The 15,723-nt window shown below is 56.3% G+C and carries 16 protein-coding genes and 1 riboswitch; of the genes, 10 read left to right on the top strand and 6 right to left on the bottom strand.

What is annotated here, in order from left to right:
- Positions 1 to 315 precede the first annotated feature (315 nt).
- Together purH and purD are read left to right on the top strand one after the other, a co-directional pair.
- Positions 316 to 1,905 carry a bifunctional phosphoribosylaminoimidazolecarboxamide formyltransferase/IMP cyclohydrolase gene (gene purH / locus M8370_RS19270; RefSeq protein WP_013095020.1) on the top strand — a complete coding sequence of 530 codons (1,590 nt, stop codon included), beginning with the start codon at positions 316 to 318 and terminating at the stop codon, positions 1,903 to 1,905.
- Between the two features lie 15 nt (positions 1,906 to 1,920).
- Positions 1,921 to 3,213 carry a phosphoribosylamine--glycine ligase gene (purD, locus tag M8370_RS19265; protein ID WP_250021603.1) on the top strand — a complete coding sequence of 431 codons (1,293 nt, stop codon included), beginning with the start codon at positions 1,921 to 1,923 and terminating at the stop codon, positions 3,211 to 3,213.
- 47 nt (positions 3,214 to 3,260) lie between these two features.
- On the opposite strand, the gene M8370_RS19260 is transcribed toward purD, so the two are convergent.
- From M8370_RS19260 to nudC, 6 genes are all read right to left on the bottom strand, one after another.
- Complete coding sequence (locus M8370_RS19260) at positions 3,261 to 3,953, bottom strand: DUF1481 domain-containing protein (RefSeq protein WP_023621286.1); 693 nt, start codon at positions 3,951 to 3,953, stop codon at positions 3,261 to 3,263.
- 11 nt (positions 3,954 to 3,964) lie between these two features.
- Positions 3,965 to 4,237 carry a nucleoid-associated protein HU-alpha gene (hupA, locus tag M8370_RS19255; protein ID WP_002445246.1) on the bottom strand — a complete coding sequence of 91 codons (273 nt, stop codon included), beginning with the start codon at positions 4,235 to 4,237 and terminating at the stop codon, positions 3,965 to 3,967.
- A gap of 186 nt (positions 4,238 to 4,423) precedes the next feature.
- A complete protein-coding gene (locus tag M8370_RS19250) occupies positions 4,424 to 5,014 on the bottom strand; it encodes a YjaG family protein (RefSeq protein WP_013095017.1) in 591 nt (196 codons plus the stop codon).
- A 44-nt stretch (positions 5,015 to 5,058) separates the two neighbouring features.
- Positions 5,059 to 5,727, bottom strand: a complete 669-nt coding sequence (gene nfi / locus M8370_RS19245; RefSeq protein WP_013095016.1) for a deoxyribonuclease V — start codon at positions 5,725 to 5,727, stop codon at positions 5,059 to 5,061.
- 9 nt (positions 5,728 to 5,736) lie between these two features.
- A complete protein-coding gene (hemE, locus tag M8370_RS19240; protein ID WP_020684618.1) occupies positions 5,737 to 6,801 on the bottom strand; it encodes a uroporphyrinogen decarboxylase in 1,065 nt (354 codons plus the stop codon).
- Between the two features lie 40 nt (positions 6,802 to 6,841).
- Positions 6,842 to 7,615 carry an NAD(+) diphosphatase gene (gene nudC / locus M8370_RS19235; RefSeq protein ID WP_250021602.1) on the bottom strand — a complete coding sequence of 258 codons (774 nt, stop codon included), beginning with the start codon at positions 7,613 to 7,615 and terminating at the stop codon, positions 6,842 to 6,844.
- A 95-nt stretch (positions 7,616 to 7,710) separates the two neighbouring features.
- Here nudC and rsd point away from each other — a divergent pair, with 95 nt between their 5' ends.
- The 8 genes from rsd to M8370_RS19195 all read left to right on the top strand — a co-directional run bounded on the left by rsd (position 7,711) and on the right by M8370_RS19195 (position 15,684).
- Positions 7,711 to 8,208: a sigma D regulator gene (gene rsd / locus M8370_RS19230; RefSeq protein ID WP_250021601.1), complete on the top strand. Its 498-nt coding sequence runs from the start codon at positions 7,711 to 7,713 to the stop codon at positions 8,206 to 8,208.
- Positions 8,209 to 8,262: 54 nt separating this feature from the next.
- A riboswitch (TPP riboswitch) is annotated at positions 8,263 to 8,372 on the top strand.
- A 79-nt stretch (positions 8,373 to 8,451) separates the two neighbouring features.
- A complete protein-coding gene (thiC, locus tag M8370_RS19225) occupies positions 8,452 to 10,347 on the top strand; it encodes a phosphomethylpyrimidine synthase ThiC (protein WP_020684620.1) in 1,896 nt (631 codons plus the stop codon).
- A complete protein-coding gene (thiE, locus tag M8370_RS19220; protein ID WP_094915693.1) occupies positions 10,347 to 10,982 on the top strand; it encodes a thiamine phosphate synthase in 636 nt (211 codons plus the stop codon). The genes thiC and thiE overlap by 1 nt, the downstream gene beginning before the upstream one ends.
- Entirely contained in the window at positions 10,975 to 11,730 is a 756-nt protein-coding gene (locus tag M8370_RS19215) for a HesA/MoeB/ThiF family protein (protein ID WP_013095010.1), read from the top strand. The genes thiE and M8370_RS19215 overlap by 8 nt, the downstream gene beginning before the upstream one ends.
- Complete coding sequence (thiS, locus tag M8370_RS19210) at positions 11,714 to 11,914, top strand: sulfur carrier protein ThiS (protein WP_013095009.1); 201 nt, start codon at positions 11,714 to 11,716, stop codon at positions 11,912 to 11,914. Before M8370_RS19215 ends, thiS begins: the two co-directional genes overlap by 17 nt.
- Position 11,915: 1 nt before the next feature.
- Entirely contained in the window at positions 11,916 to 12,686 is a 771-nt protein-coding gene (thiG, locus tag M8370_RS19205; RefSeq protein WP_095453962.1) for a thiazole synthase, read from the top strand.
- On the top strand, positions 12,683 to 13,816 hold the full coding sequence (gene thiH / locus M8370_RS19200; protein ID WP_250021600.1) for a 2-iminoacetate synthase ThiH: 1,134 nt from the start codon (positions 12,683 to 12,685) through the stop codon (positions 13,814 to 13,816). The genes thiG and thiH overlap by 4 nt, the downstream gene beginning before the upstream one ends.
- A 326-nt stretch (positions 13,817 to 14,142) precedes the next feature.
- On the top strand, positions 14,143 to 15,684 hold the full coding sequence (locus M8370_RS19195; RefSeq protein WP_057071354.1) for a sensor domain-containing diguanylate cyclase: 1,542 nt from the start codon (positions 14,143 to 14,145) through the stop codon (positions 15,682 to 15,684).
- Positions 15,685 to 15,723: the final 39 nt, after the last annotated feature.

The following is a 15,723-nucleotide window of genomic DNA, read 5'->3' as shown; positions in this document are numbered from 1 at the left end:
GGGTTGTTTGTGAAGTGATTCACATCCGCCGTGTCGATGGAGGCGCATTATAGGGAGTTCTCCGCAGGCCGCAACCGCTAAATGACAGAAAAATGACTGACTGCTGCATTCCCCAGCAAAACCCCGCCTTATACCTTTTTACACACAGAGTTATCCACAGCGATGCGAAAAAGTGAAAATTCGCGAGCGTTGCGCAAACGTTTTCGTTAAAATGCTCGCGCTTAACAAGGATGCCTCGTCAGGTGTGTTAGATGAGTTTTTCGCTGGAAAATTCATCTAACGCTCTCTGTAATCGTGAAATCCAGGGGATTTACCATGCAACAACGTCGTCCAGTCCGCCGCGCTCTGCTCAGTGTTTCTGATAAAGCCGGTATCGTCGAATTCGCTCAGGCACTTTCTGCACGTGGTGTAGAGCTGCTGTCCACAGGTGGTACCGCACGCCTGTTAGCAGATAAAGGTCTGCCGGTAACCGAAGTGTCCGATTACACCGGTTTCCCGGAAATGATGGATGGACGCGTCAAAACCCTGCACCCGAAAGTCCACGGCGGCATTCTGGGTCGTCGCGGTCAGGATGATGCCATTATGGAACAGCATGATATCGCGCCAATTGATATGGTTGTCGTTAACCTTTATCCGTTCGCCCAAACCGTGGCGCGTGAAGGCTGCTCTCTGGAAGACGCCGTAGAGAATATTGATATCGGCGGACCGACGATGGTGCGCTCCGCGGCCAAGAACCATAAAGACGTGGCCATTGTGGTGAAGAGCAGCGACTACTCCGCCATTATTAATGAAATGGATGCGAACGAAGGGTCACTGACTCTGGACACCCGTTTCGACCTCGCGATTAAAGCATTCGAACACACCGCCGCGTACGACAGCATGATCGCCAACTACTTCGGTAGCCTGGTGCCGGCTTACCACGGCGAAAGCAAAGATCCTTCCGGCCGTTTCCCACGCACGCTGAACCTGAACTTCATCAAGAAGCAGGATATGCGTTATGGCGAGAACAGCCACCAGCAGGCAGCCTTCTATATAGAAGAAGAAGTAAAAGAAGCTTCTGTCGCCACCGCCCAGCAGGTTCAGGGCAAAGCGCTCTCTTATAACAATATTGCCGATACCGATGCCGCACTGGAGTGTGTGAAAGAGTTCAATGAGCCTGCCTGCGTTATTGTGAAGCACGCGAACCCCTGCGGCGTAGCGGTCAGTACCTCTATCCTGGACGCTTACGATCGCGCCTATAAAACTGACCCAACCTCTGCCTTCGGCGGCATTATCGCGTTTAACCGTGAACTGGATGCCGAAACCGCACAGGCCATTATCTCTCGTCAGTTTGTTGAAGTGATCATCGCGCCATCTGCGTCTGAAGAAGCGCTGAAAATCACCGCCGCGAAACAGAACGTGCGCGTGCTGGTTTGCGGCCAGTGGGCAGAGCGCGTGCCGGGTCTTGATTTCAAACGTGTAAATGGTGGGCTGCTGGTTCAGGATCGCGATTTGGGCATGGTGACAGCCGCTGACCTGCGCGTCGTCACCAAACGTCAGCCAACCGAACAGGAACTGCGTGATGCGCTGTTCTGCTGGAAAGTGGCGAAGTTCGTGAAATCCAACGCCATTGTCTATGCCAAAGAGAACATGACCATCGGGATAGGTGCAGGCCAGATGAGCCGCGTTTACTCTGCGAAAATTGCCGGTATCAAAGCAGGCGACGAAGGCCTGGAAGTAAAAGGTTCTGCCATGGCGTCTGACGCCTTCTTCCCGTTCCGTGACGGTATTGATGCGGCCGCTGCTGTGGGTATCACCTGTGTGATCCAGCCTGGCGGTTCTATCCGTGACGACGAAGTCATTGCCGCTGCCGACGAACACGGCATTGCGATGATCTTTACCGATATGCGTCACTTCCGTCATTAATTCCTGGAGCAGAAAATGAAAGTATTAGTGGTTGGTAACGGCGGGCGCGAGCACGCGCTGGCGTGGAAAGCGGCGCAGTCTCCGCTGGTTGAAACCGTTTTTGTGGCTCCGGGTAATGCGGGTACGGCGCTGGAACCTGCGCTGCAGAACGTCGCCATCGGCGTGACCGATATCCCCGCGCTGCTGAGCTTTGCCCAGAACGAGAAAATCGATCTCACCATCGTCGGCCCGGAAGCGCCACTGGTGATTGGCGTCGTTGACGCGTTCCGTGCCGCAGGTCTGAAAATCTTCGGCCCGACGGAAGGCGCAGCACAACTGGAAGGGTCAAAAGCCTTTACCAAGGATTTCCTTGCGCGTCATAACATCCCGACGGCGGAATACCAGAACTTCACCGAAGTCGAGCCCGCGCTGGCTTACTTACGTGAAAAAGGCGCGCCGATTGTGATCAAAGCCGACGGTCTGGCTGCCGGTAAAGGTGTTATCGTCGCGATGACGCTCGAAGAAGCCGAAGCAGCCGTAAAGGATATGCTGGCAGGCAATGCCTTTGGCGACGCGGGCCACCGCATCGTGATCGAAGAGTTCCTTGATGGCGAAGAGGCGAGCTTTATCGTGATGGTGGATGGCGAACACGTTCTGCCGATGGCCACCAGCCAGGACCATAAGCGCGTGGGCAATGCTGATACCGGGCCGAATACCGGCGGTATGGGCGCTTACTCCCCTGCCCCTGTGGTGACGGATGAAGTGCATCAGCGCACCATGGACCGTATCGTCTGGCCAACCGTAAAAGGTATGGCCGCCGAGGGTAACACTTACACCGGTTTCCTCTATGCGGGCCTGATGATTGACAAGCAGGGCAATCCGAAGGTGATCGAATTTAACTGCCGCTTCGGCGATCCAGAAACTCAGCCAATCATGCTGCGCATGAAATCTGACCTGGTGGAGCTGTGCCTGGCCGCATGCGATGGCAAGCTGGATGAGAAAACCTCAGAGTGGGACGAACGCGCGTCTCTGGGCGTGGTGATTGCTGCGGGCGGTTATCCTGGCCACTACAACACCGGAGATGAGATCCACGGCCTGCCGCTGGAAGAAACCGAAGGTGCCAAGGTGTTCCACGCCGGAACGAAACTGGCTGACGACGATCGCGTACTGACCAACGGTGGCCGCGTGCTGTGTGCCACCGCGCTGGGTCATACTGTTGCCGAAGCGCAGAAGCGCGCCTATGCCCTGATGGCGGATATCCACTGGAACGGTAGCTTTAGCCGTCAGGATATCGGCTATCGTGCGATTGCACGTGAGCAGGGGGAGTAATCCCCCCCTCATCCTAACCCTCTCCCTGAAGGGAGAGGGGATTTACGTCAAAAACTCTTTTCTGTCGGCTGCCAGGTGCAGAAATCTTCGTTCGCCACCAGCAACAGCTGAGAGCCTTCAGGCGCTTCAAGCCACGCCACACTCACTTCCATCGATGAATGACGCTGACGGCGCTGTATATGTTCGGTTGCCCAGGATTCAAGATCAGGTTTGACTGTCTGCCCTTCGCAGGTAGTGACCGTACCATCGGTATGCCAGCGCCCCTGGCGCAGCACCACGCGTCCCTGACGCAGCGCATCGCTGGTCTGGCGGATTTGTCCGGCACGATAACGATAGAGAGCAACCTGATCGCTGGAGAGTTGCTGTTTTTGACCGTTGACTTCACGCTGCATAAAGCTCAGCTCGCCGTGGTCATCAAACCGCACTTTTACATGTTCGGGGGTTTTGCCGTAGATATTGAGTTCGATGAATGACAGGTCGTCTCCCTGCCAGCGATACTCTGCGGTCGATGTATTGCCGTTATGCCACGGGCTAAAAGCGGAAAGCAGATGCACTTCACCGCCAGAATCTTTACGCCAGATCCTCACCGCTCCCTGGTTGTCAGCGTAACCGCTGGCGGTAAACGGTGGTAAAGAGGTGTCATGGCTACAGGCGGAAAGCAGTAACACGCCCGCCAGCGCGAGCGCGCCACGCCAGAATGACAAAAGGGGCGTTGCCGCCCCTTCGTTAAAACTGTTCACTGCCACGCGTCTTACTTAACTGCGTCTTTCAGTGCTTTACCAGAAACAAATGCCGGCACGTTAGCTGCGGCGATTTTGATTTCTTTACCGGTCTGCGGGTTGCGGCCAGTACGCTCAGCGCGGTGGTTCACTTTGAAGGTACCGAAACCAACCAGTTGTACAGCATCGCCTTCTTTCAGAGACTCAGTAATAGCAGCCAGGGTAGATTCCAGAGCAGCTTTAGCCTGCACTTTAGACAGATCAGCCTTGTCCGCAATTACATCAATCAGTTGAGTCTTGTTCATAAGTTATCCTTTCAATGTGTTTATCGCTTGCTAAGCATCGAGTGCGACGAAAATGCCAAAATAGCACTCTCCTGCATACACGCACCGATAGCCACTTTTTTTCGCCCCCCAAATGTAGACCAGACGGGGGGCAGAAGGGAAGAGTCGAGGTGCGACAAAACAGGCGTTAAATCACGTTTTGTTGTCTCATTGGTTAAAAATTATACCAATATTACTCTCACCGGCCTCACGCAAGTCCGCACGCAGCCCTTTTATCAGCTCAATATCGCGTTCTTCACACTCTGCCAGCAGGCGGAAAATCTCCCACTGAATATCCCATTCCTGTTCAACAGCAGGGTTAGCCCGCAGTTCTTCGTCGGTCATTTCACGGCCTGCCTGGGTCATTTCCAGCATCGCTACGGTCGTAATGGATGCCTTACTGACTTCAATAGCGTGCTCCAGCGTTTCACCGCTCAGACGAGAGTGAATCAGTTCGCTTAACGCTACGCAGGCATCAATTGCCGGATAGACACCGTACAAATCAAAATCATCCGCCACCGGAATAGCCTCTTCGAGCTTTTCCAGCTGAGAGTCGAAGTTCACCTTTGCGTCTTTGACCGTCAGCGTTTCCCAGATGAGGTCGAGGATCCGGCGATAAATATGGCCATCACCAAACTCCGTCTGCTTGCAGAACGCGGCGTAGTTCGGATACATGCGCTCGCACAGGCAAGCCATAAAGGTGACGTGCTGCCAGCTTTCCAGCTTCTCAAGGCGCAGGTGAATCGGGTTTTGTAGCATGATGAGATCTCGAATCGAAAATTAGCCGCAGTTTACCTGATTCATCACTGAATTTCCTGCCAACGAACAAAAGCCGGACGAGCAGAGGCCACCGCATCTGCCCAACGCGTGGGCTCAGGTAACCGGTAACCCTTCATACAACGCTGCACCCAGGCCAGGGCGCTGTCCATGCTCACACGGTGCCCGGTTGCGATAAACAGCGGGTTACAGCGCGCTTTACTGCGCCAGACCCATGCCAGCTGTTCACCCTTATCGATAAGCGGCGCCAGCGCGCCCGGCTCGGCGGAGAGCGGCTCAAATGCACCGCACAGGCGTTTTTTGGCCACACCGATGGTGGGTACATCCACCAGCAGACCAAAGTGGCTGGCAACGCCTAAGCGACGCGGATGAGAGATACCGTGTCCATCAACAAACAGCAGATCGGGTTTTTGTGAGAGTTGCTCCCACGCTGCGAGCAGCGCGGGGTATTCACGGAAGGAGAGAAAGCCCGGTATGTACGGCATGGTGGTGGCGATACGCGCCACTTTGTACTCCACCAGCTCAAGTGAGGGGTACTTCAGCAGCACCATCGCCGCCCGCGTCACTTCACCGCCCTGCTCAAACCCGACATCCGCACCGCCTATATACTGCGGGGGATCCTTATCCAGACGATCCTCGCGGATCACGGATGAAGCCAGTTCTATCTGTTGAGCGCGTAATGACGCGAGATCCATAACCACTCCTTATTTGTGATATTGCGCAGAAAGTCGGTGCACCGCCTCCACAAACGCGCCAGCGTGCTCTGGCGGAACGTCCTGATGGATACCGTGCCCGAGGTTAAACACGTGCCCTTCCCCCTGGCCAAAGCCAGCCAGAATAGAAGCCACCTCTTCTTCAATACGGGCAGGCTGCGCGTAGAGCATGGACGGATCCATATTGCCCTGCAGCGCCACTTTGTCACCCACGCGACGGCGCGCGTCGGCGATATCGGTGGTCCAGTCGAGACCCAGCGCATCGCAGCCGGTCGCCGCCATGGCTTCCAGCCACTGACCGCCGCCTTTGGTGAACAGCGTGACCGGCACACGGCGGCCTTCATTTTCACGCAGCAGGCCATCAACGATTTTGTGCATGTAGTAGAGCGAAAATTGCTGATAATCGCGCCCGGTCAGCACGCCGCCCCAGGTATCGAAAATCATCACCGACTGCGCACCCGCTTTGATCTGCGCGTTCAGATAGAGGGTGACGCTTTTCGCCAGCTTATCGAGTAGCGCATGCAGGGCCAGCGGCTCGGCATACATCATCTTTTTGATTACGGTAAAGGCTTTACTGCTGCCGCCTTCAACCATATAAGTCGCCAGCGTCCACGGACTGCCGGAGAAGCCAATCAGCGGGACTTCGCCTTTCAGTTCACGACGAATGGTGCGCACGGCATTCATCACATAGCCCAGCTCCTGTTCAGGATCGGGAACGGGCAGCTTATCAACGTCCGCTTTGCTTTTGATTGGGGAAGTGAAACGCGGGCCTTCGCCGGTTTCGAAATAGAGCCCAAGGCCCATCGCATCCGGAATGGTCAGAATGTCCGAAAAGAGAATGGCGGCATCCAGCGGGAAGCGGCGCAGCGGCTGGAGCGTGACTTCACACGCCAGCTCGGCATTTTTGCACAGCGACATAAAATCGCCCGCCTGCGCACGCGTGGCTTTGTACTCTGGCAAATAGCGTCCCGCCTGGCGCATCATCCACACCGGGGTGACATCAACGGGCTGGCGCAGCAGCGCACGCAGATAACGATCGTTTTTCAGTTCGGTCATTTTTGCAGTTCCTTAAGCGTCATGGCCTCAGTGTAACATGTCACTCAGCATCAGCCCGACACATTGCTACGGTATCTTCTATCAGCCGACGGGCGACGGTGCCTGGTGGTGGTAGCAGCGGCAAATCGTCATAACGATACCAGTTCGCCTCCAGCAACTCTTTCTGGTCGATGACAATCTCGCCGCTGTCATAATCGGCCATAAAGGCCGTCATCAGCGACTGTGGGAACGGCCACGGCTGGGAGGTAACATAGCGCAGGTTTTTAACCTTAATCCCGCTCTCTTCCATCACTTCACGCGCCACCGCCTGTTCCAGCGTTTCGCCCACCTCGACGAACCCGGCCAGCACGGTATGAATGCCGTTGCGGTGGCGGGTGTGCTGCGCCAGCAGGATGGAATCGTCACGACGGATAGCGACGATAATGCACGGCGCAATTTGCGGGTAGTAGCGCTCACGGCAGTGGCTGCAGAGCATCGCCCACTCGGTTTTACTGGGGTGCATGGTGTGACCACAGTAGCCGCAGTACTTATGCGAACGGTAAAACTCAGCCAGCTGCACACCCCGGCCCGCCAGCTGGAACAAACCCACATCCTGATCCAGCACCTGACGAACCGATCCCATGTCATTGCGGCGTGGCTGTTGGATCAACCACACGGCTTCACCCTGCCATTCCCCGATCTTCAGCGCGGGCAGGCCGACAAGATCGAATTTTTCTGCTGTGCCATAGGGTATTTCCCCGGCAGGCAACCATAATTTTTGTTCGTGACTGACGATCCACCAACCCAGATCTGATTTTTCAATAATACGATCCATATCTATTGCACTACCTTCGCTTCACTGACATGTTGTTAGCATTGTGGTTACATTTTGGATAAGCAGATTCAATTCTCAACCTTGCGGAGTCAACCATGTTAAACCAGCTAGAGAGCCTGACTGAGCGCGTTAGAGGAAGTAACAAACTGGTGGATCGCTGGCTACATGTGCGCAAGCATCTACTCGTGGTTTATTACAATCTGGTCGGTATTAAGCCTGGCAAAGAATCGTTTATGCGGTTGAATGAAAAAGCGCTGGATGATTTTTGTCAGAGCCTGGTCGACTATCTGTCCGACGGCCATTTCAATATTTATGAACGCATTATCCGCGAAATGGAAGGGACTACACCGTATTTAGCGGCCAGCAAACTCTATCCGCTGCTGGAAGCTAACACCCAGCAGATCATGGATTACTACGATTCCACGCTTGAGAACGCTATCGATCACGATAACTATCTTGAGTTTCAGCAGGCGCTTTCCGACCTCGGCGAAGCGCTGGAAGAGCGATTCACGCTGGAAGATAAGCTGATCGCCCTCGCCCTGGATCACGGCCTGGATGTGAGCCACGAAGATAACGTCGCGCGACCTGCTTGAGTTCTTAATCGTTAACGAGTAATTTACAACCATTCGCCCCTCTGCGGAGGGGGATTTTTCTTGTCGGAGTGCCCAGTGTGCAAGCACGGGCTGAGACCGTTAATTCGGGATCCGCGGAACCTGATCAGGCTAATACCTGCGAAGGGAACAAGAGTCACACTGCTGTTGTATCGCCCCCAGGGCGATCCTCTCTTGCTTCATCCGTCGTCTGACAAGCCATGTCCTTCACTTTTGGAATGAGCTATGTCTACAACAAAACTGACCCGCCGCGAACAGCGCGCACAAGCCCAACACTTCATCGACACTCTGGAAGGCACCGCTTTCCCGAACTCAAAACGCATTTACATCACCGGTTCACAGGCGGATATCCGCGTGCCAATGCGTGAAATCCAGCTTAGCCCGACCCTTATCGGTGGCAGCAAAGCGCACCCGCAGTATGAAGATAACGAAGCCGTTCCGGTGTATGACACTTCCGGTCCGTACGGCGATCCTGCGGTTGCCATTAACGTTCAGCAGGGTCTGGCGAAATTGCGCCAGCCGTGGATTGACGCGCGTAACGACTGCGAAGAGCTCTCTGACCGCAGCTCGGCGTACACCAAAGCGCGTCTGGCCGACGATGGTCTTGATGAGCTGCGCTTCACCGGGTTGCTGACGCCGAAACGCGCGAAAGCGGGTAAATGCGTTACCCAGCTGCACTATGCCCGCCAGGGCATCGTCACGCCGGAGATGGAGTTTATCGCCATTCGTGAAAACATGGGTCGCGAGCGTATCCGCAGCGAGGTGTTACGCCATCAGCATCCGGGAGAAGGCTTCGGGGCACGTCTGCCGGAAAACATCACGCCGGAGTTTGTGCGTGATGAAGTGGCCGCTGGCCGCGCGATTATCCCTGCCAACATCAATCACCCCGAATCTGAACCAATGATCATTGGCCGCAACTTCCTGGTGAAGGTCAACGCCAATATCGGCAACTCGGCCGTGACCTCCTCCATCGAAGAAGAGGTGGAAAAACTGGTCTGGTCGACACGCTGGGGCGCGGACACGGTGATGGATCTCTCCACCGGGCGTTACATCCACGAAACCCGCGAGTGGATCCTGCGCAATAGCCCGGTGCCTATCGGAACGGTGCCCGTTTATCAGGCACTGGAGAAGGTGAACGGTATTGCCGAAGACCTCACCTGGGAAGCCTTCCGCGACACGCTGCTGGAGCAGGCCGAGCAGGGAGTCGACTACTTCACCATTCATGCGGGCGTGCTGCTGCGCTATGTGCCGATGACGGCGAAGCGTCTGACCGGTATTGTCTCGCGCGGCGGCTCTATCATGGCCAAATGGTGCCTGTCGCACCATAAAGAAAACTTCCTCTACGAACACTTCCGCGAGATCTGTGAAATCTGTGCCGCGTACGATGTCTCCCTGTCGCTGGGGGACGGCCTGCGTCCGGGCTCCATTCGTGATGCCAACGACGAAGCGCAGTTTGCCGAACTACATACCCTGGGTGAGCTGACCAAAATCGCCTGGGAGTATGACGTGCAGGTGATGATTGAAGGCCCGGGACACGTGCCAATGCAGATGATCCGCCGCAACATGACCGAAGAGCTGGAGCACTGCCACGAAGCGCCGTTCTATACCCTGGGGCCGTTGACCACGGATATCGCTCCGGGCTATGACCACTTCACCTCCGGGATTGGTGCGGCGATGATCGGCTGGTTCGGCTGCGCCATGCTCTGCTATGTGACGCCGAAAGAGCACCTCGGCCTGCCCAACAAAGAGGATGTGAAGCAGGGGCTGATCACCTACAAAATCGCCGCCCACGCCGCGGATCTGGCCAAAGGCCACCCTGGCGCGCAAATCCGCGACAACGCCATGTCGAAGGCGCGCTTTGAATTCCGCTGGGAAGACCAGTTCAACCTGGCGCTCGATCCTTTCACTGCCCGCGCGTATCACGATGAAACCCTGCCGCAGGAGTCGGGCAAAGTGGCGCATTTCTGCTCCATGTGCGGGCCAAAATTCTGCTCGATGAAAATCAGCCAGGAAGTGCGTGACTACGCCGCCGCGCAAACCATTGAAGTGGGTATGGCGGATATGTCAGAAACCTTCCGCGCGAAGGGCGGCGAAATCTACCTCAAAAAAGAGGAGGCGTAATGTATCAGCCTGATTTCCCCTCCGTTCCCTTCCGTTTAGGGCTCTATCCTGTGGTGGACAGCGTGGCGTGGATCGAACGCCTGCTGGCGTGCGGCGTTCGCACAATCCAGCTGCGCATTAAGGATAAACGTGATGACGAGGTGGAGGCCGATGTGGTCGCCGCCATCGCACTGGGGCGTCGCTACGACGCGCGCCTGTTTATCAACGACTACTGGCGACTGGCCGTTAAGCACCAGGCGTACGGTGTGCATCTGGGTCAGGAGGACCTGGAAACAACGGACCTGAGCGCTATCCGGGACGCTGGATTAAGACTGGGGGTGTCAACACACGACGACATGGAGATCGACGTGGCGCTGGCGGCTCGCCCTTCGTACATCGCACTTGGCCATGTTTTTCCGACGCAGACCAAACAGATGCCCTCTGCCCCACAGGGGCTGACGCAGCTGGCGGCGCACGTTAAACGCCTTGCCGATTACCCTACCGTCGCGATCGGTGGGATCAGCCTGGAACGCGCTCCTGTCGTGCTGGATACCGGTGTCGGCAGTATCGCTGTCGTCAGCGCCATTACCCAGGCGGCAGACTGGCAGGCCGCCACCGCACAGCTGTTAAAGCTGGCAGGAGCAGGCGATGAATGATCGTGATTTTATGCGCTACAGCCGCCAGATCCTGCTGGAGGATATCGCCATTGACGGGCAGCAAAAGCTGCTCGCCAGCCGGGTCCTGATTGTTGGTCTGGGCGGATTAGGCGCTCCTGCCGCGCTCTATCTGGCAGGCGCGGGCGTGGGCACGCTGGTTCTGGCCGATGATGACGAGGTACATATCAGTAACCTGCAGCGACAAATCCTCTTCACCACGGAGGATGTTAACCAGCCCAAAGCGCAAATCACCCGCAAAAGGCTGAAGCAGTTGAACCCGGACATCACGCTCATCGCGCACCAGGAGCGGCTCCACGGCGACACTTTGCAGCGCGAAGTCGCCCTTGCTGATGCGGTGCTGGACTGCACCGACAATATGGCGACCCGCCAGGCCATTAACGCCGCCTGCGTGGCACAGAATACGCCACTTATCACCGCCAGTGCGGTCGGTTTCGGCGGGCAGATGATGGTGCTGACCCCGCCCTGGGCGCAGGGCTGTTATCGCTGCCTGTGGCCGGATGATGCCGAGCCGGAGCGCAACTGCCGCACCGCGGGCATACTGGGCCCGGTGGTGGGCGTGATGGGAACCCTGCAGGCGCTGGAAGCCATCAAATTGCTCAGCGGTATGGAAACAGAGCGCAATACGCTGCGGCTGTTTGATGCCCGCTCCAGCGGCTGGCGTCATCTGGCACTGCACCGCGCCAGCCACTGTCCGGTGTGCGGAGGCCGCAATGCGCATTCTGTTTAATGATGAGCCGATGAAATGCGATGACGGTCTCACCGTTGCCGCGCTGCTCGAGAAGCTGCGCCAGCTCAAGCCGGGAACGGCGCTGGCGCTTAATCAACAGATCCTGCCGCGTGAGCAGTGGGAACATCAGCAGGTGAGCGAAGGCGACCAGATCCTGCTGTTTCAGGTTATCGCCGGGGGCTGAGATGTTACGTATTGCTGATAAAGTCTTTGATTCACATCTGTTTACCGGGACCGGAAAATTCGCCTCGCCGCAGCTGATGGTGGATGCCATCCGTGAAAGCGGCAGCCAGCTGGTGACGCTGGCGCTCAAGCGCGTCGATCTGCGCCATCACAGCGACGCCATTCTGGCACCGTTGCTGGATGCTGGCGTTACCCTGCTGCCCAATACCTCCGGTGCGAAAACGGCGGAAGAGGCGATTTTTGCGGCTCAGCTGGCCCGTGAAGCGCTGGGTACCCACTGGCTGAAACTGGAAATACATCCGGATGCGCGCTGGCTGTTGCCCGACCCCATCGAAACGTTAAAAGCGGCCGAAAAGCTGGTGCAGCAAGGCTTTACCGTTCTGCCCTACTGCGGGGCCGATCCCGTGCTGTGTAAACGGCTGGAAGAGGTCGGCTGCGCTGCCGTCATGCCGCTGGGCGCTCCAATTGGTTCTAATCAGGGCCTGGAGACCCGCGCCATGCTGGAGATCATCATTGAGCAAGCCACCGTGCCGGTGGTGGTGGATGCAGGCATTGGCGTGCCCAGCCATGCCGCCCAGGCGCTGGAGATGGGAGCAAGTGCCGTGCTGGTGAACACGGCCATTGCGGTCGCCGACGACCCGATCATGATGGCCCGTGCGTTCCGCATGGCCGTGGAGGCTGGCTTGCTGGCACGAGAGTCTGGCCCGGGAACGCGCAGTTTTCAGGCACAGGCCACCAGCCCGTTGACCGGCTTTCTGGAGGCGCTCTCATGACCACCTTTACCGACCGCTGGCGGCAGCTTAACTGGGACGATATTGCCCTGCGTATCAACAGTAAAACGCAGACTGACGTGGAGCGCGCCTTACAAGCCCGTCATCTGTCCCGCGACGATATGATGGCCCTGCTCTCTCCGGCGGCGAGCACCTTTCTTGAGCCGATGGCCCAGCGCGCTCAGAGGCTCACCCGCCAGCGTTTTGGCAACACGGTGAGCTTTTACGTACCGCTCTACCTCTCTAACCTGTGCGCGAATGACTGCACCTACTGCGGCTTCTCCATGAGCAACCGCATCAAGCGGAAAACACTCGATGAGAGCGAAATCGCCCGTGAGTGTGCCGCCATCCGTGAAATGGGTTTTGAGCATCTCCTGCTGGTCACGGGCGAACACCAGAGCAAAGTCGGGATGGACTATTTTCGACAGCACCTTCCGGCCATTCGCCGTCAGTTCGCGTCGCTACAGATGGAGGTTCAGCCCCTGTCGCAGGAGGAATACGCGGAGCTTAAAACCCTCGGGCTGGACGGAGTGATGGTGTATCAGGAAACCTACCACGAGGCGACGTATGCCCGGCATCACCTGAAGGGAAAGAAACAGGATTTCTTCTTCCGGCTGGAGACCCCGGACAGACTGGGCCGGGCCGGGATCGACAAAATCGGTCTGGGTGCGCTGATTGGGCTATCAGATAGCTGGCGAGTGGATTGCTACATGGTAGCGGAACACCTGCTATGGCTGCAGCAGCACTACTGGCAAAGCCGTTACTCCATCTCTTTCCCACGCTTGCGGCCATGTACGGGAGGTGTTGAACCCGCCTCGGTAATGGACGAACGTCAGCTGGTCCAGGCCATCTGTGCGTTTCGCCTGCTTGCCCCGGAGGTTGAATTATCCCTCTCGACGCGTGAATCTCCTGCGTTTCGTGACCGCGTGATCCCGCTTGCGATTAACAACGTCAGTGCGTTCTCCAAAACGCAGCCAGGGGGCTACGCCAACGACCATCCGGAGCTGGAACAATTTGCGCCACATGATGGTCGACGGCCAGAAGCAGTTGCCGCCGCCCTGACCGCGCAGGGGTTACAACCGGTCTGGAAAGACTGGGATAGTTGGCTGGGAAGAGCCTCGCAAATGCGTTGAAACGCACTGCAAGCCGTTAAAAAATTGTCGAGGCGCTCTGGAGAGTCACAACCGGACGATTGTCATCTATCGTCCGGTTTTTTATTGTCATGCCGTCAGCAACGGAAGCTGACCAGGGCGAAAAGCTTCTTCCTCGTTTCGCCCTGCCTCTGATTCATTGCACACGCCGCCCGCCAGATGAATGAGTATTTTCTTAATGGTTCTTAAGATAAATCATCTCATATGAAACTGTGTTCCGTATAATTCACAGCTAACCGCAGGACAGCGACTATGCTGAGAGGATATCGGCAGACGAAAAACTCACCATCAGGATTGATGTACAACTCATGGCACTTCACAGCAGAAAGCTCTCTTTTACCCGACCCATTATGCTCAGCTTTGCGGGGATCCTGTGCAGTTTTGCGCTGATCGCGGTCGTGGTTACCCTTTCACAACAAAAAGATTTTCTTGAGGATTATCATAAGATTAATGGTAACTTCACCCACAACCTGGCGGTGAACTACACCGAATCTATCCTGCGTGAAAACGACTATATCCTTGGGCGTTCGGCGCTCTATTTTGCACGCAACGACACGCTGAACGAGATGCTGAACGTCAATCCGTCGCAGGGTTTACAGATGTTGATGCATCTACAGAACCTGATGCCGACCGTCTCTTCCATTTCTCTGACAGACACCCAGGGCCGTTATCTGCGCGCGCCGGAGGTACTTCCCACGGAAAAGAGCAAAACCTTCGATCCCCGGACGCGTCCATGGTTCATCGCCCAGGCGGAAGCCAGCATCTTCAGCCACTATACCCGCCCCTACATGGACTATTTTACCGGGCATCCCACGGTCACTCTTTATAAGCCGTTGATTTCGCCGGAAGGACGGCTCAAGGGTACAATAGCATTTCATCTCGATTTGACCTCCATGGGGTTTACCCTTCGTCAGATGGTAGCGCCTGTACAAGGGGAATTCTTTGTTGTCGAACGCGACGGTGCCGTGGTGCTTCACCCTGATCCGGGCGCGCTCTTCAAGCAATACGTGAGCGAAGCGCTGATGGACAAAATGACCAGCGGCGAAGGCCATCTGTATGATAAGAAAACCAAAGCCTGGTATTACTACTACTCCTTCACCAACCCGGACTGGTTTGTCATCTACCGGGTTTCGGGCGCAACGCTCACCGACATTACCCGCCATGAGACCACTATCGTCGGCTGGGGTTTTGCGCTGGCGGCCATCATTATCATCCTCTTCGGTCTGTACCTGCGCCATGAGTCGCGTACCGTGCTGATGACGATTATCAACGCCATCAAAACCGGCGACGTCAACCAGGCTCCGCGTCTGGAAGCGATGCTTAGCCATACTATCCAGTCCAACAAAGCGCGTGAGATGGCCTATGTGCGCCAGGCCACCCATGATGCACTCACCGGCTGCAAAAACCGCCGGGCATTTGATAGCGATGTAGATGAGCTACTCAGTGCCCACCAGCCTTTCGCCCTGGCGCTGATTGACATCGACAACTTTAAATCGATTAACGACACCTGGGGTCACCTGAGCGGTGATATTGTGCTGCGTAACGTGGCGCGTGAAGGGATCCAGATAATGCAGCCGCACAACGTCTCGGTTTACCGCTACGGTGGAGAAGAGTTTGCAGTGATTTTCCAGGCTGACCAGATCGCTACCGCATTCTCGTTACTGGACGCATGGCGTACCGCCGTTGAAAAACGCGTCTGGCGGGAAGAAAACCTGCGGGTAACGTTCAGTGCCGGTCTGGGAGAATGGCATTTCGAACCGCTGGAAGAACTAGTGGGGAGCGTAGATAACGCCCTCTACAGCGCGAAACAACAGGGAAAAAACCGCATTATTCGAACGTCTGTCGGCTGATTTTCGCTGCCCGGCGCAAAATTGTAACCGGTTTCAGAA

The organism is Enterobacter cloacae complex sp. OE43NF (assembly GCF_023544405.1).
In the GTDB taxonomy this organism is placed as follows: Bacteria; Pseudomonadota; Gammaproteobacteria; order Enterobacterales; family Enterobacteriaceae; genus Enterobacter; species Enterobacter cloacae.
Note: the sequence above shows the minus strand (reverse complement) of the source record. Positions and strands in the feature narration are given on the sequence as shown.